The sequence below is a fragment of the Rhodoglobus sp. G.S.23 genome, assembly GCF_056675935.1.
The window spans coordinates 748,119-764,951 of the sequence record NZ_CM155237.1; the positions used below are offsets into that span (position 1 = coordinate 748,119).

The 16,833-nt window shown below is 60.3% G+C and carries 15 protein-coding genes; 10 read left to right on the plus strand and 5 right to left on the minus strand.

Features of this window, described 5'->3' with window-relative positions; all coding sequences use genetic code 11:
• Positions 1 to 6: 6 nt before the first annotated feature.
• Both AC1ENN_RS03580 and AC1ENN_RS03585 read left to right on the plus strand, forming a co-directional pair.
• Positions 7 to 984: a ribose-phosphate diphosphokinase gene (locus AC1ENN_RS03580; RefSeq protein WP_449648746.1), complete on the plus strand. Its 978-nt coding sequence runs from the start codon at positions 7 to 9 to the stop codon at positions 982 to 984.
• A gap of 65 nt (positions 985 to 1,049) precedes the next feature.
• Complete coding sequence (locus tag AC1ENN_RS03585; protein WP_449648745.1) at positions 1,050 to 2,753, plus strand: long-chain-fatty-acid--CoA ligase; 1,704 nt, start codon at positions 1,050 to 1,052, stop codon at positions 2,751 to 2,753.
• Positions 2,754 to 2,772: 19 nt separating this feature from the next.
• On the opposite strand, the gene AC1ENN_RS03590 is transcribed toward AC1ENN_RS03585, so the two are convergent.
• Complete coding sequence (locus AC1ENN_RS03590) at positions 2,773 to 3,144, minus strand: hypothetical protein (protein ID WP_449648744.1); 372 nt, start codon at positions 3,142 to 3,144, stop codon at positions 2,773 to 2,775.
• 116 nt (positions 3,145 to 3,260) lie between these two features.
• On the minus strand, positions 3,261 to 4,715 hold the full coding sequence (gene gndA, locus AC1ENN_RS03595; RefSeq protein WP_449648743.1) for an NADP-dependent phosphogluconate dehydrogenase: 1,455 nt from the start codon (positions 4,713 to 4,715) through the stop codon (positions 3,261 to 3,263).
• Positions 4,716 to 4,900: 185 nt separating this feature from the next.
• On the opposite strand from gndA, the gene AC1ENN_RS03600 reads away from it, so the two are divergent.
• On the plus strand, positions 4,901 to 5,218 hold the full coding sequence (locus tag AC1ENN_RS03600) for a putative quinol monooxygenase (protein WP_449648742.1): 318 nt from the start codon (positions 4,901 to 4,903) through the stop codon (positions 5,216 to 5,218).
• A gap of 32 nt (positions 5,219 to 5,250) precedes the next feature.
• On the opposite strand, the gene AC1ENN_RS03605 is transcribed toward AC1ENN_RS03600, so the two are convergent.
• A complete protein-coding gene (locus AC1ENN_RS03605) occupies positions 5,251 to 5,676 on the minus strand; it encodes a pyridoxamine 5'-phosphate oxidase family protein (RefSeq protein WP_480406698.1) in 426 nt (141 codons plus the stop codon).
• A 209-nt stretch (positions 5,677 to 5,885) separates the two neighbouring features.
• Here AC1ENN_RS03605 and AC1ENN_RS03610 point away from each other — a divergent pair, with 209 nt between their 5' ends.
• Genes AC1ENN_RS03610 through AC1ENN_RS03625 form a run of 4 tightly spaced genes read left to right on the plus strand, consistent with a single transcriptional unit; the run spans position 5,886 to position 9,724 of the window.
• Positions 5,886 to 6,407 carry a gluconokinase gene (locus tag AC1ENN_RS03610; protein WP_449648740.1) on the plus strand — a complete coding sequence of 174 codons (522 nt, stop codon included), beginning with the start codon at positions 5,886 to 5,888 and terminating at the stop codon, positions 6,405 to 6,407.
• Positions 6,408 to 6,430: 23 nt separating this feature from the next.
• Positions 6,431 to 7,840: a GntP family permease gene (locus AC1ENN_RS03615; protein WP_480391831.1), complete on the plus strand. Its 1,410-nt coding sequence runs from the start codon at positions 6,431 to 6,433 to the stop codon at positions 7,838 to 7,840.
• 9 nt (positions 7,841 to 7,849) lie between these two features.
• Positions 7,850 to 8,623, plus strand: a complete 774-nt coding sequence (locus AC1ENN_RS03620; protein ID WP_480406699.1) for an SDR family oxidoreductase — start codon at positions 7,850 to 7,852, stop codon at positions 8,621 to 8,623.
• 57 nt (positions 8,624 to 8,680) lie between these two features.
• Positions 8,681 to 9,724, plus strand: a complete 1,044-nt coding sequence (locus AC1ENN_RS03625; protein WP_449648737.1) for an L-idonate 5-dehydrogenase — start codon at positions 8,681 to 8,683, stop codon at positions 9,722 to 9,724.
• A gap of 25 nt (positions 9,725 to 9,749) precedes the next feature.
• Here AC1ENN_RS03625 and AC1ENN_RS03630 read toward each other — a convergent pair whose 3' ends face one another.
• Positions 9,750 to 10,466: a FadR/GntR family transcriptional regulator gene (locus tag AC1ENN_RS03630; protein WP_449648736.1), complete on the minus strand. Its 717-nt coding sequence runs from the start codon at positions 10,464 to 10,466 to the stop codon at positions 9,750 to 9,752.
• A 280-nt stretch (positions 10,467 to 10,746) separates the two neighbouring features.
• Between AC1ENN_RS03630 and AC1ENN_RS03635 the strand changes: the two genes are divergently transcribed.
• The 3 genes from AC1ENN_RS03635 to mfd all read left to right on the plus strand — a co-directional run bounded on the left by AC1ENN_RS03635 (position 10,747) and on the right by mfd (position 15,725).
• Positions 10,747 to 11,373, plus strand: coding sequence for a 50S ribosomal protein L25/general stress protein Ctc (locus tag AC1ENN_RS03635; protein ID WP_449648735.1), 627 nt, complete (start codon positions 10,747 to 10,749; stop codon positions 11,371 to 11,373).
• 26 nt (positions 11,374 to 11,399) lie between these two features.
• The gene (pth, locus tag AC1ENN_RS03640) at positions 11,400 to 11,984 is read left to right on the plus strand and encodes an aminoacyl-tRNA hydrolase (protein WP_449648734.1); all 585 of its coding nucleotides are present in this window, start codon (positions 11,400 to 11,402) and stop codon (positions 11,982 to 11,984) included.
• Positions 11,985 to 12,053: 69 nt separating this feature from the next.
• Positions 12,054 to 15,725 (plus strand): transcription-repair coupling factor, encoded by a 3,672-nt coding sequence (mfd, locus tag AC1ENN_RS03645; protein ID WP_480406700.1) that lies wholly within the window; start codon positions 12,054 to 12,056, stop codon positions 15,723 to 15,725.
• Here mfd and AC1ENN_RS03650 read toward each other — a convergent pair.
• Positions 15,722 to 16,666, minus strand: coding sequence for a CPBP family intramembrane glutamic endopeptidase (locus AC1ENN_RS03650; protein ID WP_449648732.1), 945 nt, complete (start codon positions 16,664 to 16,666; stop codon positions 15,722 to 15,724). The two genes, mfd and AC1ENN_RS03650, sit on opposite strands and share 4 nt — an antisense overlap.
• Positions 16,667 to 16,833 lie beyond the last annotated feature (167 nt).

Here is a 16,833-nt window from a genome sequence, read left to right on the forward strand (position 1 = left end):
CACCACGTGGCCAGCATTAAGATCTCCGGTCAAAAGCGACTCGTGCTTGTCTCCGGGCGGGCACATCCTCAACTCGCGCTCGACATTGCTGAAGAGCTCGGTAGCGATCTCGTACCCACTGACGCACGCACCTTCGCGAATGGTGAGATCTACGCTCGCTACGACGAGAGTGTTCGTGGCTGCGACGCCTTCGTCATCCAGTCGCACACTGAGCCCATCAACGAGTGGCTCATGGAACAACTGATCATGGTGGATGCCCTCAAACGGGCCTCGGCGAAGCGCATCACCGTTGTCTCGCCCTTCTACCCCTACGCCCGTCAAGACAAGAAGGGTCGCGGTCGCGAGCCGATTAGCGCCCGCCTTATCGCGGACCTCTACAAGGCCGCTGGCGCCGACCGCATCATGAGCGTCGACCTGCACGCCGCCCAGATTCAGGGTTTCTTCGACGGCCCCGTCGACCACCTCTTCGCCATGCCGGTGCTGCTTGAGCACTTCCGCAAACAGCTCGACCCCTCGACTCTCACTGTCGTTAGCCCTGATATGGGCCGCGTGCGCGTTGCCGATATTTGGAGCCAGAAGCTAGATTCGCCACTGGCAATCATCCACAAGCGTCGTGACCCCCTCGTGCCGAATCAGGTCACCGTTCACGACATCGTGGGTGACGTGAGCGGTCGTGTCTGCCTCCTTGTCGACGACATGATCGACACCGGCGGAACCATCGTGAAGGCAGCCGAAGCACTCAAGCGTGCCGGAGCGCTCAAAGTCGTTGTGGCCGCCACTCACGCCATCTTCTCTGACCCGGCACCCACAATCTTGCAGAGCGACTTCATCGACTCTGTCGTTGTCACCGACACGCTGCCGATCCCGGAACACAAGCGCTTCCCGACCCTCACGATTCTGCCGATCGCACCGCTACTGGCTCGTGCAATCCACGAAGTCTTCGACGACGGATCGGTCACCTCAATGTTCGACGGCGCGGCCTAAGGTCCCACAGGGTTACCATCGCGCGCTGAGTAATTGAGTGCGCTATTGAGGCATACAGTTAAGTCATGACTGTGTTGTCCGATCGTCCTTGGCTCGCCAGCTACGCTGACGGGGTTTCTCGCGATATTCCGCTGCCCGAAGGTTCGCTCTACGATCTTGTAGCGGCATCCATTGCTGAATACCCGAAGGGTGTTGCGCTCGAATTCTTCGGCCGCGAGACCACCTATGCCGAACTTGGCGAGCAGATCGATCGCGCAGCAGAAGGCCTTCGACTTCTTGGCGTGCAAAAGGGCGACAGGGTCGCCCTCGTGCTGCCTAACTGTCCCCAGCACATCGTCGCCTTCTACGCGGTGCTGCGGTTGGGCGCAATCGTCGTCGAACACAATCCGCTGTATACGCCGCGTGAGCTTCGGCACCAGTTTGAAGACCATTCCGCCCGCGTTGTCATCGCCTGGAACAACGTCGTAGCGACGATTCAAGATTTTCCTGCCGACGTCGCCGTCGAGACCATCATTTCTGTGGATGTCACTCGCTCCATGCCATTGCTCACCAGAGCTCTACTGCGCCTTCCTGTCGCTAAAGCGCGGGAATCTCGTACCGCACTAACCTCTAAAGTGCGCGGCACCATCGTGTGGGAAGAGCTGCTGAAATCAGCTCTCATCGATGCGCACATCGTGAAGCCAGACGCCGATGATCTGGCCCTTATTCAGTACACGAGTGGCACGACGGGGTCGCCGAAGGGCGCTATGCTCACCCACGTGAACCTTGCCGTCAACGCGGCACAGGCCCGCGCCTGGGTTCCGGCAGTGCCCCGCGGCACGGCCGTTGTCTATGCCGTTCTCCCGATGTTTCACGCCTACGGCCTCACGCTGTGCTTGACGTTTGCCATGAGCATGGGAGCGCGCCTCGTTCTGTTCCCCAAGTTTGATCCCGAGCTTGTGCTCGCTGTCATCAAGAAGCGTCCAGCGACGTTCCTGCCTGCTGTCCCGCCCATCTACGAGCGACTCACCGCGGCTGCCGATGAGGCTGGGGTGTCATTGAAAGGCATCGAGATAGCGATCTCTGGAGCGATGCCCCTATCGGCTTCGGTCGTCGAGCCCTGGGAAGAGCGCACCGGGGGAACCCTCGTTGAAGGGTATGGATTGTCGGAGACGAGCCCCATCCTCATTGCGAACCCTGTCGGCCCCACTCGGCGTGCTGGAACGGTCGGATTGCCGTTGCCGAACACCGAGATCCGTGTTGTTGATCCAGAGAACCCCACGGTTGATCGACAACTGGGGGAGGAGGGTGAGCTCGTTGTTCGCGGCCCACAGGTTTTCTCTGGATATTGGGGCAAGCCCGATGAAACCGCGGAAGTGTTTGTAGCGGCTGCCGACGATGGCAAGGATTGGTTCCGCACCGGCGACATTGTCACGGTAGATGAAGATGGGTTTGTGACTATCGTCGACCGCATCAAGGAACTCATCATCACGGGTGGATTCAATGTCGCACCCAGTGAGGTTGAAGAAGCGTTGCGGCAGCATCGGTCGATCGCCGATGCCGCTGTGGTTGGGTTACCGAGCGAGCGCAGTGGCGAGGATGTTGTCGCCGCCGTCGTACTCACGGCGGGTGCGACCCTTGATGAAAAAGCCGTGCGTGACTTTGTCCGCGCAAATTTAGCTGCTTACAAGGTGCCCAAGAGCATTGTTGCTGTAGATGAGCTGCCCCGCTCGCTCATCGGCAAGGTCCTGCGTAAGCAGGTCCGGGATCAGTTGACCGCCGAGAGCTAGGCCGCAACGGCTGTGGACGCTAGGTGTTGTTTGCGGGGCTGGTCGGAAGTACGGCGGGTCCGGGGATGAGGCCGAGCGAACGCAGCAACGTTTCCTGGCCGTTGAATGCGATCGAGTAGCATTTCCAGCCCGGTTCACCGTCGCCGAAAAGGTCAAAGCGGATGTCGAACGAGACTGCGTTCGGTGCCAAGTATTCGGTGTAGGTGGCACAGGTTCGCGTTGCGGTGTTGTTGGCTGTGCCGACTGCCGAAACTATTCCGGGAACGACGAGACCGATCAGGCCGAGCACGACGACGACACGGATGACGTTCATGTACACCCGTGATCGCAGTGGTCGCTCACCGTGGGGCACGTAGCCAGATAACTCTGGTTCGTCTTCGTATTCACTCATCGTGCCCCCATTCTGTCACCGCGGGCTGAACGCTGCTTCGTTTGCCCAGCCGGAGTACTGCGAGGTTGTTGACGGTAAAAATGTGGCGGCGAGCACAGGGCCCGCCGCCAGGAGTGTTAGTGCGAGTCGGTCGCTTCGACTTCGCTGCGGTCACCCGACCACAGGGTGTGGAATGTGCCATCCATGTCGACGCGCTTGTACGTGTGAGCGCCGAAGAAGTCGCGCTGTCCCTGAACCAATGCGGCAGGCAGGCGCGGTGCGCGCAGGCTGTCGTAGTATGCGAGTGACGACGAGAACGCGGGGGTCGGGATGCCGGCGGCGGCAGCGCCACCCACAACACGGCGCCAGGAATCCTGCGTTCCTGCCATCGCGTCGGTGAAGTACGGCGCCGTGACGAGGGCCACGAGGCCGGGGTTTTCGGCGTAGGCCTCGGTGATGCGGTTCAAGAAGCTCGCACGGATGATGCAACCGCCGCGCCAGATCTTGGCGATCTCGCCCTTCTTGATGTCCCAGTTGTACTCTTCAGCGCCGGCAACAATGGCGTCGAAGCCCTGGCTGTACGCAATGATCTTCGAGGCGTAGAGAGCCTGGCGAACATCTTCGATGAACGCGGCCTTGTCTTCGACGGCGGGTACCGAGCTGGGGCCGGGCAACGCTACGGATGCCGCGCGCTGAGCAGGCTTCGAGGAAACGGCGCGAGCGAATACGGCTTCGGCGATGCCCGAAACGGGTACTCCGAGGTTGAGGGCGGTCTGCACGGTCCACACGCCAGTTCCCTTGGAACCAGCCTGGTCGAGAATGATGTCGACGAGGGGCTTGTCGGTCTTGGCGTCAACCTGACGCAAAACTTCCGCGGTGATCTCGATGAGGTAGCTTTCGAGCTCGCCCTTGTTCCACTCGGCGAAGATGTCGGCGATTTCGGCGGGGGTTGCGCCGGTGCCTTGACGGATGAGGTCGTAGGCCTCAGCGATGAGCTGCATGTCGGCGTATTCGATGCCGTTGTGGATCATCTTGACGAAGTGGCCAGCACCATCGGTGCCGACGTGCGTGACGCAGGGCTCACCTTCGGCAATTGCAGCGATCGACTTGAGGATCGGGCCGAGGGTCTCCCATGCTTCAGCGGAACCACCGGGCATGATCGATGGGCCGAGAAGCGCGCCCTCTTCACCACCAGAGATGCCAGCGCCGACGAAGTTGATGCCGGTCTCGCGCACTGCCTTCTCGCGGCGGATGGTGTCGGTGAAGAGTGCGTTGCCGCCGTCGACAATGATGTCGCCTGGCTCGAAAGCTTCGGTCAGAGCGTCGACTACGGCATCCGTGCCCTTGCCAGCCTGCACCATGATGATGGCGGTGCGTGGCTTCGACAGCGATGCCGCAAATTCTTCGTACGTGGATGCCGGAACGAAGTTAGCTTCGGGGTGCTCGGCGAGCAGCGTCTCGGTCTTCGAGTAGGAGCGGTTGTAGATCGCAACGGTGTTGCCCTCACGGCTTGCGAGGTTGCGGGCGAGGTTGGAGCCCATAACGGCGAGCCCTACTACGCCAATGTTTGCGGTTGCCTGTTCAGCGCTCATATCGTTCACTCCTTGACTCTGGGACAAAGTGGCGGGCCCAATCTTCACGAGTGGTTGGCCCAATGATCAAGCCTAGGGCACGACGCGGACGCGGTTCGCGGCATCCATCCAGCTTGCTGGCACGGTGAACTCGGAGCCGAACGCACGGGTGAGGGTGACTGCGGGGAGGGAGTAGCGTGAACCGTATGAGCCTGCCTGTGATTGTTACCGCCGTGTTCCACATTCGTCCTGAGAGCCGAGACATCGTGCTCGAGGCCTTGAGGCTGGCGATTCGTGAAGTGCACGAAGAGCCGGGCTGCGAGCTTTACGCGATCCATGAGGCTACCGATGGTTCGCTCGTGATGATCGAGAAGTGGGAGTCTGAGGAGCTTCTCGATGCTCACGGCTCAAGCCCCGCAGTGGCAACTCTTATTGCTGAGGCGGGAAGTCACTTCACCGCGCCTGTGGCAGTGACGCGCATGACGGCTATCCCGATGGGAACCCCACATCAAGGGGCCCTCTAGTATCCGTTGGTGCTGTTTCTCCAGCAGCGCGGCTAGTATCGCTCGGGTTCCGGCGCTAGCTGGAATCGCCGACCAGAGATGTCGGTTGGCCTGATCTCGACCCACACGTATTTGAGGGTGGGGATCAGTGGGTGCAGCGGCAATTCGTTGGCGACATCGATCTCTGTCTGAGACTCGATCGCCCGGGCTGTTCCCTTGATGACAACACTCCACGCAACGTGGGGGCCAACGGAGTCAGTCTCCAGAGCGACTTTGTCGTTGATGGTCAGCTTGAGCCGCTTGGTGCCCTCCACTGTGCGCAGCAGAATCCGGTTGTCGACGGCGATGAAGTTGACCGGATAAATCTCAGGCTCACCCTGAAAGCTGACTGCGATTCTGCCGAAGCTGGCGGTGCGAAGCAGTTCCCAACAGGTTTCGAGGCTCAGTTCTTCTACTGGATCATTCAGATTCTCGCTCATGGCAAATCCTCCCGTAGCCCAATCGTCCCACCGTGGCGGTTGATAGGCCAGAGTTCATCGGATAAAAAGTGCCCGTCAAGGGCTGTTCTGTGCGGCATCCGTCCCCTCAGAGGAGAAAATGTCTTCGTCGACTTTTGATTAAGTCTGCTTTAAGGCACACTAGTGAGATTGATATCAGACGTAACGTTGCGTCGAATGTTAGGAACACTGTGGCTTCACAATTTCCACCCCTCATCGTGATGGGTGTCTCAGGATCAGGTAAGTCGACTGTCGGCGCTGCCCTCGGCCAAGCGCTAGGCATGCAATTCATCGACGGTGACGACCTCCACCCGCGAGCCAACAAAGAAAAAATGGCTGCCGGTCACGCTCTCAACGACGAAGACCGAGCCCCCTGGCTAGAGATCATCGCCGACCGCATTGGCGCCGAACTCGCCGAAGGTAACCCCATCATCGTCGCCTGTTCGTCGCTCAAGCGCTCATACCGCACTCTGCTTACCGCCTACGCTCCATCGACGGTTTTTGTTCACCTCAGCGGAGACCGCGAAGTGATCGCCGAACGTCAGTCGCACCGCAATCACGAGTACATGCCCAATAGCCTGCTTGACTCTCAATTCAGCACGCTTGAGCCGCTCCAAGACGACGAGCGCGGAGTGCTCGTCGATCTCACCAAGACTCCGGACGAGATTGTCCGGTCAATCAAAAAAGACCTCACCGACCGCTACGTCGGCTGAGCTGCACTAGAGAAATAAGGACAATGATGACCGATCTCCAATTGCTCTGGGAGTTGCCCACCTGGGGCCTGCTCCTTCTCGCTGCGGGAGCCATTGCGCTCCTGCTGCTGCTGATTATCGTTGGCCGCGTTCACGCGTTCCTCTCGCTAATCATCGTGAGCCTCGTTACAGCAATCGCCGCAGGTATCCCTACCAACCAGATAATTCCGACGCTGACATCAGGCTTCGGTGGCACGCTAGCCAGCGTTGCCCTGCTGGTCGGTTTAGGCGCAATGCTGGGCCGGATGCTCGAAATGAGCGGCGGAGCACAAGTGCTCGCCGATTCCCTCATTCGACGCTTCGGAGAAAAGCGTGCACCTCTAGCCCTGGCTGTTGCGTCGCTCATGATGGGATTCCCCATCTTCTTCGACGCCGGACTCGTCGTCATGCTGCCGATCATCTTCACGGTTGCTCGTCGCCTCGGCGGATCGCTCCTCTTCTATGCGTTCCCCGCCGCTGTCGCGTTCTCGGTCATGCACATCTTCGTTCCGCCGCACCCCGGCCCCGTTGCCGCAACCGGCCTTCTCGGCGCTGACGTCGGGCTCGTTCTGATCTTCGGACTCATCGTTGCGCTCCCCACGTGGTACGTCGTTGGCTACAAGTTCGGTACCTGGACCGGCAAGCGTTTCGACATTGCTATTCCCAACATCCTGTTCGGAAGCCAAGACGACGAGAAAGCAGCAGAGTTCAAGTCCGACCCCAAGCTCGGCACGATCCTGTTCCTGCTTCTCCTTCCCCTCGTGCTCATCTTCATGAACACGGGACTCAACGCGCTCGCTACCGCCGGTGCTGTTGACCTTGAGAACCCCCTTGTTCAGGTTCTTCGTCTTCTCGGTGAAACCCCGATCGCTCTGCTCATCACCGTTGTGTTCGGCATGTGGTTGCTCGGGTGGAAGCGCAACAAGAAGCGCACCCTCATCGAGACAATCGTCGACAGTGCGCTCGGCCCGGTTAGCTCGATCATCCTCATCACCGGTGCCGGTGGAATGTTCGGTGGAGTTCTTCGTGCCAGCGGAATCGGCGCCAGCATTGCAACGTCACTCGAATCGATCGGCATGCCGCTCATCGTTGCCGGCTTCGTGATTGCTGCGATCATCCGCGTCGCTCAGGGTTCAGCAACCGTTGCCCTCACGACTGCGGCCGCGCTCATTCAGCCCGTCGTGCTGGCCGATGCCACCCTCAACCCGGTCGAACTCGCTGCCATCGTGCTCGCGCTCGCCGCCGGTTCAGTGTTTGCTGGTCACGTGAACGACTCGGGCTTCTGGTTGGTCAGCCGCTTCTTCGGCATGGACACTCAGACGACCCTGCGCACGTGGACCGTAGGCCAGGCACTTATCGGTGTCATGGGCTTCGCGATCGCGTTCGTCATCTTCCTCGTCGCCGGAATGTTCTAGGAGCTAGCCGTGGCATCCACCCTGTTTGACCTCATTGGGCGTATTGCCCTCGTCACCGGATCGAGCCGAGGAATTGGGCGAGTTATCGCGCAAGCTCTCGCCGAGGCCGGGGCAACGATTGTGCTGAACGGTCGAGATGAGGAGCGGCTCGCTGCCACTCATTCTGATTTCAGCGCAGAGTTTGGGGCTGAACGCGTCTACGCTCGCGCGTTTGACGTAGCGGATGCCACGGCTGTCGCCACCGCCATTGCCGAGATCGAGGCATCCATCGGTGCGATCGGGGTGCTCGTGAACAACGCGGGCATCCAGCATCGCGAGCCGATGCTCGACCTCGACGTGGAGGACTGGAACCGAGTCATCTCCACCAACCTCACGAGCGCGTTCCTCGTCGGTCGCGAAGTTGCGCGCCACATGTTGACGCGTGGTGAGGGCAAGATCATCAACATTGCGTCGGTGCAGACCGATCTGGCGCGCCCGACCATCGGCCCGTACACGGTCTCGAAGGGCGGCATCCGCAATCTCACTCGTGCCATGACGGCGGAGTGGGCGAGCGGCGGGCTGCAGATCAATGCGATCGCCCCGGGTTACATCCACACGGAGATGACGCAGGCGCTGGTCGACGATGACACTTTCAATAACTGGATTCTCGGGCGCACGCCTGCTGGTCGCTGGGGAACCCCCGCCGACCTGGGTGGCCCGGCAGTGTGGCTTGCCTCGAGTGGTTCCGACTATGTCAATGGTCAGGTCATTTTCATCGATGGCGGCATGACGGTCGTCGTTTAACTTCCTGCCGAATCGCCGCAGGCACGAACCCGGCTTAGTTCTACAGAAAAGATTTTCATGACAGATGCAGCCCCCGCCAACACTCTCGCGGTCACAATTCATGCTCAAGATGACTTGCGCGTGGAGAGCATTCCGTTGGCCGCTCCGGCCGCCGATGAAGCCGTGATTCACATTGCGTTCGGCGGGGTCTGCGGGTCAGACCTGCACTACTGGTCGCATGGCGCAGCGGGGGAGTCGATCCTTAGGGCTCCTATGATTCTCGGTCACGAGGTCGTCGGCACCGTCATTCAGCAGTCCGCTGACGGTAGCGGCCCTGCGGCGGGAACGGCTGTGGCCGTGCATCCCGCAACCCCCGGCGGCGCTGAGCCGCGCTGGCCAGAAGACCGCCCCAATCTTTCTCCAGCCTGCACCTACCTCGGCAGTGCCGCGCGCTTCCCGCACACCGAAGGCGCCTTCGCTGAGTTCGTTACCTTGCCGAGCCGGATGCTGCGAGCACTGCCCGCCTCGTTGAGCTTGCGCGATGCCGCACTGGTTGAGCCAGCCAGCGTGGCCTGGCATGCGGTCTCGCGCGCCGGAGAGGTTCGCGGAAAACGTGCTCTCGTTATTGGCGCCGGCCCGATTGGAGCTCTTATCGTTGCGGTTCTCAAGCGCGCCGGTGCGAGCGAGATTGTGGCCGTTGACATGTTCGCCGGTCCGCTCGCCATCGCAACGCAGGTCGGTGCGACCTCAATCCTGCACGCAACGGAGACGGATGCGATCGCCGCCGTCGACGCAGACATCGTTTTCGAATCATCGGGCAGCTATCGCGGTCTCGAGTCTGCCGTTCGCGGCACCACTCGTGGCGGTCGCGTGGTGATGGTTGGGTTGTTACCTTCTGGTCAGCAGCCTGCACTGATTTCGCTGGCGATTACTCGTGAACTTGAGCTCGTTGGTTCGTTCCGCTTCAACGATGAGATCGATGAGGTGATCGCGGCGCTAGCTGATGGTTCACTCGTTGTCGGTCCGATCGTCACGCACGAATTTGCTGCAGCGGATGCTCATGAAGCTTTCGCCGTGGCGAAGGACTCGGAAAACAGTGGCAAGGTGCTGCTGCGTTTCTAGTGAGAGGCTGGGTAGCTCTCGACAGCTAGTCGAGGAAGATGCGCGGTTCGCCAGCCCAGATCGGCTCAACTTCTTCAATGGTGCGGCTCATAATGCGCTCCATTGAGGCGTAGGCGTCGTCTGGTCGCTTGCCCTGAATGGCGTCCGCGACATCCACGTGCAGTTGGAGGGCCTCTTCGTGCGGTTTCGACGGCATGAGGCCGCGATTGGTGCGGCCGGTCAACACTTCGGCGATCACACGGTCGAGGCGGGCAAACATTTCGTTGCCACTTGCGGCCAGTACGAGCGAGTGAAAACGGATGTCGAGTTCAAGAAAAAGTTCAAGGTCGCCTGATCTCCCCACCGATCGCATCCGCGCTGCCAGCGCGAGGAGCTCACCGCTGGTCTCATCGGAGGCGTGGGTAGCGGCAAGCTGTGCTGCTTGTGGTTCGATGGCGTTACGCAGCTCAGTGAGGGAGCGTAGCTGCTGGCCATTTTCGGCTTGTTCGAGGCGCCAACGGATTACGAGCGGATCGTAGAGACTCCACTGCGACATGGGCTGCACGCGCATCCCTACCCGCTTCACCGAGGCGACCATGCCTAGGGACTGGAGCACGCGCACGGCTTCGCGCACGACGGAACGTGAGACACCGTAGCGTTCCTCAAGCTGTTCGGCGAGAATCGTGGATTCTGGCGAGATCTCACCAGAGACGATATGCAGTCCTAGCTCATTGAGCACGCGTGCGTGAAGGCCTCCGGACATGCTTCAAGAGTAGTGGTTGGCGCTCGTGCGCTAGCCGCCGCCGCGGGCGAGCCCATCCGGCTATTTGTGGCGCAATCATCCGTGTACACTGACTAGTTGAACTTCGGCGAGGGAACTTTCGAGTTCCGTTATCGACGCGGCGGGCAAGTCACAGGGCTTTTCCTCACGTGGCAGACATCTGATCTGCCGGCGTTCGAGTTGAACTACAGACAATGATCTGGGCACTACTGCTTTGCAGAAGACTGCCCACCACGGACCACTGGTCCTTTAGGAGATAACAATGGCTAAGCCAGGCGTAAACCACGTCGTTACGGATGCACGTGAGTCCTTCGGCAAGGGTGCGGCGCGCAAGCTCCGCGCACTCGGCAAGATTCCCGCCGTAATCTACGGTCACGGCACCGACCCCATCCACGTTGCCCTTCCGGCACACGAGATCAGCCTCATCCTGCGCAAGTCGAACCAGATTCTGGACCTCGACATCAATGGCAAGAGCCAGCTCGCTCTCGTCAAGGACGTGCAGAAGGACCCCGTACGCCAGATCATCGAGCACATCGACCTCGTTGTCATCCGCAAGGGTGAGAAGGTCATCGTTGATGTCCCGATCCACATCACCGGTGAGTCGGCTCCCGGCACCATCGCCAACCTTGACGCACCGACCGTTTCGGTTGAGGCAGAAGCTACTCACATTCCTGAGTACTTCACCGTCTCCATCGAGGGCCTCGAAGAGGGCGAGCACATCTACGCCAAGGACGTCACGCTCATCACCGGTTCGGTTCTTCTTTCCGACCCCGAGCTTCTCGTCATCGGTGTCAGCACTCCGCGTTCGTCGGTTGAGGCTGAAGCTGCTGAAGAAGAAGCCGCAGCTGTTGCTGCAGACGCTGCCGCAAACGCAGAGGTTGCTGAATAATCCGATTCTTTCGCAAGCGAGAAATCGTGGATGACCAATGGTTAGTAGTCGGGCTCGGTAACCCCGGGCCCGGCTACGCCGGTAATCGCCACAACGTGGGCCACATGGTGTTGGCCCACCTGGCAGATGAACTTTCTGCCACCTTCAAGAACCACAAAGCCAACGCTGCTGTCGCTGAAGGGCGCAGTTTTGGTGACGGCCCCAAGCTCATTCTGGCCAAGCCCAATTCATTTATGAATCTTTCGGGTGGCCCGGTGGCCGCACTCATGCGGTTCTACAAGATCCCCGTTGAACGACTCATTGTCGTTCACGATGAGCTCGACATCGATTTCGATACCGTCAAGCTCAAGACCGGTGGCGGCCATGGTGGTCACAACGGCATCCGTGACATTGCTGCAGCGGTCGGTTCGCCAGACTTCACTCGCGTTCGCGTCGGCATTGGTCGACCTCCCGGTCGTCAGCCCGCCGCAGACTTCGTGCTTCGGGACTTCTCGAGCGACGAACGCAGCGTGCTGCCCAACCTGCTGGGAGATGCAGCGGATGCTGTGGCTCTCGTCGCGAGCGACGGCCTCGAAGCCGCGCAGCTGCGCTTTCACAGCCCACGCAAGTAGCACTCGCGGTTCGCTGCGCTCTGGGTGAACTCGCACCGTGCTGTCGGTAGCCGCGAGTAGACTCCTCCGGTGACTCTTGACGGACTTATCTCAGCGCTTTCGCGCGCCCAGACTGTGGAGAACGCACTTCGTTTTTCGCAGCAAAGCGCAGACTTCTCCCTCGTCGAGGGGTTGAGGGCACCACTACTGGGTGGGTTACTCACCAAATCTGCCGAACCACGGTCGCTGCTGGCGATCACGGCGACGGGCCGCGAATCTGAGTCACTGCGCCGCTCGCTCACCAGCTACCTTCCTGACGCTCAGATTGTAGAGTTTCCGGCTTGGGAGACGCTTCCCCACGAACGTTTGAGCCCGAGTGCCGAAACTGTCGGCAAGCGGATGCAGGCCCTGCGCGACCTTGCCCGCTGGAAAGAGAATCCAGTCGGCCAGTTCGTTTTGGTGGCATCCGTTCGGGCCGCACTGCAGCCGATCGCCGACAACCTCACGGAGATCGAGCCCATCGCGCTGACCGCTGGCGCCCGCAACTACGATCTTTCTGCACTGTCTGAGCGGCTAATCGCGCTGGCATATTCCCGCGTCGACATGGTCACTCGTCGCGGAGAGTTTGCGGTGCGCGGCGGAATTCTCGACGTCTTTGCCCCCAACCACGAACATCCGCTTCGCCTGGAATTCTTCGGTGATGAGCTCGAACAGCTGCGTGAATTCTCAGTTGCTGACCAGCGTTCGATCGATGGCGATATTGTGTCGGCCGAGCTGGTACCGAGCCGCGAAGTGCTCTTGAGCGAGTCGGTTCGCCAGCGTGCCCGCGAAATGCAGCACGAGTTCCCGAGCCTGTCGACGATGCTCGCCAAGATCGCTGAGGGTATCCCCGTCGATGGCATGGAGTCGCTCGCTCCCGCTCTGGTCGACCGACTTGTGCCACTGACCCATTACCTCCCGGCGGATTCCGCTATCGCCGTGCTGTCGCCCGAGAAAGTCTCTTCGCGCGCGGTGAACCTGGCAGAAACGAACCGCGAATTCTTGAGCGCAGCGTGGAATGCTGCCACTGCAGGAGCTGAAGCTCCCATCGATCTGGATGCTGGTGACTTTGTTACTCTCAATTCGCTTCGAGAGTCGGCTGGTTCGCGCCCGTGGTGGACCCTCAGCACTTTTGACTCTGGCGAGGCGGATGCCGCCAGCCTGCTCGATACGGCAGAAGAAGCATCCGAATATGTGCGCATTGATGCCGCAGCAATTCCGTCATTTGCGGGAACGGTAGATGGCGCTCTCGACCACGTCGCTCAACTGCTTGCTGACGGGTGGACTGTCGGGATCATTGCAGAGGGCAGCGGACTGGTTGAGCGCACCGCCGATCTTCTGGCCGAGCGAGAACTCTCAGGTCGTGCTGTCGAGACGTTCCCGGCCGAGACAGAACCGGGCGTTGCGTATTTGCTGCGAGCATCCGTCGACCACGGTTTTGCGGTTGATGGCATCAAGCTGGCGGTACTCAGTGAGGGTGAGTTCTTTGGTCGTTCGGTCGGCTACGCCTCGCGCCCAACGCGCAAGCTAGCGACTCGGCGCAAGAACGTTGTCGACCCGATCCAGCTCAAGAGTGGCGACTTCGTGGTGCACCACACCCACGGCATCGGCAAGTTCCTCGAACTCGTGACTCGCCAAGTGAGCACGGGGGGACGCAATGCCGTAAAAACACAGCGAGAGTTCCTCGTGCTCGAGTACGCGCCAAACAAGCGCGGCTACCCCGGCGACAAACTCTATGTTCCCACCGATCAGCTTGACCTGCTCTCGCGCTACGTCGGCGGCGAAGCCCCAACGCTCAACAAGATGGGCGGCAGCGATTGGTCGGCAGCCAAGACAAAGGCTCGCAAGGCCGTTCGTGACATCGCCGTCGAACTGGTCAAGCTCTACAGCGCCCGAATGGCCAGCAAAGGCTATGCCTTCAGCGCCGATACTCCGTGGCAGCGCGAACTCGAAGAGGCTTTTGCTTTTGCCGAGACCCCCGATCAGCTGACCACGATCGACGAGGTCAAAGCTGACATGCAGAGCCCCGTTCCGATGGACCGGCTGCTGAGTGGTGACGTGGGCTATGGCAAGACCGAGGTGGCCGTTCGTGCCGCGTTCAAGGCCGTTCAAGACGGCAAACAGGTGGCGATGATCGTGCCAACGACGCTGCTCGTTCGTCAGCACATGGAGACCTTCGCCGACCGGTTCGCCGGCTTCCCCGTGCACTTGCGAGCGCTTAGCCGCTTCCAAAGCGACAAAGAGGCTCGCGAAACTCTGGCCGGCCTCACCGATGGAACCGTGGATGTCGTCATCGGTACCCACCGCCTCCTTTCGAAAAACATTGCCTTCAAAGATCTCGGACTAGTGATCATTGACGAAGAGCAGCGCTTCGGTGTCGAGCACAAAGATGCGCTCAAGAAGCTCAAAACCAACGTCGACATTTTGGCGATGACAGCAACCCCGATTCCTCGTACCCTCGAGATGGCCGTCACGGGCATCCGCGAAATGTCGACTTTGGCAACACCGCCAGAAGATCGTCACCCCATCCTGAGTTTTGTCGGACCATACTCCGAGCGTCAGGTTTCGGCGGCAATTCGTCGCGAACTGCTGCGCGAAGGTCAAGTTTTCTATGTTCACAACCGAGTGAGCTCAATCAACCGGGTAGCAGCAAAGCTTGCCGAGTTGGTTCCGGATGCTCGCATCGCTGTTGCCCACGGACAACTACCAGAAGCCGTGCTCGAACAAGTGATGGTCGACTTCTGGGAACGCAAATTCGATGTGCTCGTCTCGACGACCATCATCGAAACCGGCCTCGACATTGCCAACGCCAACACGTTGATCATCGACCGCGCAGACAAGTACGGGCTCAGTCAGCTCCACCAACTGCGTGGACGCGTCGGGCGAGGCCGCGAACGTGCCTACGCGTACTTCCTCTACGACGAAGAGAAGCCGCTCAGCGAAACCGCGCACGAGCGCCTCGACACCATTGCCGCCAACAACGAGCTTGGTGCTGGAATGCAGATCGCCCTCAAAGACCTCGAAATTCGTGGAGCCGGAAACCTGCTCGGAGGCGAACAGTCTGGCCACATTGCCGGCGTTGGCTTTGACCTCTATTTGCGGATGATCGGCGAAGCCGTATCGACATTCCGCGGTGATGTCGCCGAAGGCCAAACCGAGCTGCGCCTTGAGCTGCCGGTCGATGCCAACATTCCCGAAGACTATGTGGAAAGCGAGCGACTACGACTCGAGGCCTATCAGAAGTTGTCGACGGCAAGCGCGCCAGCGGCATCCGCCGACAGTATTGATCGCGTGTTTGACGAGCTGAGCGACCGCTATGGCGAACCACCAGAGCAAGTGCAGCACCTCATCGCCGTCTCTCGACTGCGACGGATGGCACAGAAGGCCGGGTTCAGCGAGGTCGTCGTGATGGGCGACAAGCTGCGAGTGGCGCCGGCAGATTTGCTCGACTCAAAGCAGATACGGCTACAGCGTATGTATCCGGGATCGAAGTATCACGCCGCTGCGGCAGCGGCGATCGTTCCGCTACCGACGGACGTGAGCGACGGTCAACTGATCGAGTGGACGAAAGAGCTCCTCGTTTCGGTCTTTGGCGCTAAAGACACCGCGGCTGAGCTCGCAGAGTTGGCTCTCGCCGCCGAAGCCGCAGAGAAGGTCGCTGCAGACACCGCGGCAGCAGCGAAAGTAGCAGCAGCAGAGGGCGGCACGGCCGCGAAGCCCTAACTTTCGGTGGAGGCAACCTCGCGCGGAGCATCCGGTATTGGGGAAACCGGCACGGGGGAAATCTGCGCCGGGGAGTCTGGCGCTGGAACAGGTGGCGTTAGGGAATCTGGCACGGCACTCGGCGGATTTGCCGGCGCATGCTTCGGCGGGAAAGCGAGCGGGTTGAGGCGACCGTCGATGAGGTGAACGCGGCTGACCGCCATGGGGATCACGACGAGCGATCGCAGGTCGAGAATGGCGTGCGCGATTATCGCAACGACAATGCTGCCCGTCAGCACGTAAAGCATCATGAACAGCGCGCCGATCACCGTGGTGATGACGATTCCGGCGACGCCCTGATACGAGTGCATGATCCCGAACAGCAGCACGCTGCCGACAATCGCCACGATGGCATTGCCCGTGGTAGCGAAGAGCAGGGCGGGCAATGCGAGTCTGAACAACAGTTCTTCGACGATTCCCGCATTGATTGAGAGCAGTCCGCCGAGAACGAGCTCTTGACGGTTGCGGGGCAAAATCGACTGAATATCGCCGACGCTGATGATCTCGTCACCCTCTTTGCGAACAGCAACGACCCCGACAATAGTGAGTCCAACGATGCCGATAATCGCACCGATGATTACCCCGGTCGTTACTGCCGGGCGGGCCGCGAATACCATGAGAAGCCACGAGACCCAGGGCCACGCTTGCACTTCAGAGAGCAGGGGAGCGGCGAACTGTCCGCTGGCGAGCAGCGTGACAACGGCCATCCCGCCAAACAGGCTCATCGAGACGAGGAGCCAGCGGCGCAACATGAGCTGGCGGCGCTTAGTGGTGCGAAATCTCTTGAAGCGGCGATACTCGCGCTGATCCCGGCGAAATGTGCGCAGGGCAAGTGCGGTCAGCACCCCGACGAGGGTGAGCCACAAGAGCGCAAGCATGACGGGATTGGTGGGGTCGAGCATCCACCAATGGTGTCACGCGTTTGCTGTAAAGGTCTGGAACCCATACCGGAATCGTTGACCAGAGAGGATTTCCGCAATAGTCTGCCCGGTGGTGACAATGCTGTGAGTCAACTCTTTTCAGCAGCACTACGAAGTCGCGATTGTGTGAACGCGCAAGAAAGCAGGAG

Coding starts and splice junctions, on each gene's coding strand:
- AC1ENN_RS03585 (WP_449648745.1), top strand. CDS start 1,050: ATGACTGTGTTGTCCGATCGTCCTTGGCTCGCCAGCTACGCTGACGGG.
- AC1ENN_RS03635 (WP_449648735.1), top strand. CDS start 10,747: ATGGCTAAGCCAGGCGTAAACCACGTCGTTACGGATGCACGTGAGTCC.
- AC1ENN_RS03605 (WP_480406698.1), bottom strand. CDS start 5,676: ATGAGCGAGAATCTGAATGATCCAGTAGAAGAACTGAGCCTCGAAACC.
- AC1ENN_RS03615 (WP_480391831.1), top strand. CDS start 6,431: ATGATGACCGATCTCCAATTGCTCTGGGAGTTGCCCACCTGGGGCCTG.
- AC1ENN_RS03625 (WP_449648737.1), top strand. CDS start 8,681: ATGACAGATGCAGCCCCCGCCAACACTCTCGCGGTCACAATTCATGCT.
- gndA (WP_449648743.1), bottom strand. CDS start 4,715: ATGAGCGCTGAACAGGCAACCGCAAACATTGGCGTAGTAGGGCTCGCC.
- AC1ENN_RS03630 (WP_449648736.1), bottom strand. CDS start 10,466: ATGTCCGGAGGCCTTCACGCACGCGTGCTCAATGAGCTAGGACTGCAT.
- AC1ENN_RS03650 (WP_449648732.1), bottom strand. CDS start 16,666: ATGCTCGACCCCACCAATCCCGTCATGCTTGCGCTCTTGTGGCTCACC.
- AC1ENN_RS03590 (WP_449648744.1), bottom strand. CDS start 3,144: ATGAGTGAATACGAAGACGAACCAGAGTTATCTGGCTACGTGCCCCAC.
- AC1ENN_RS03600 (WP_449648742.1), top strand. CDS start 4,901: ATGAGCCTGCCTGTGATTGTTACCGCCGTGTTCCACATTCGTCCTGAG.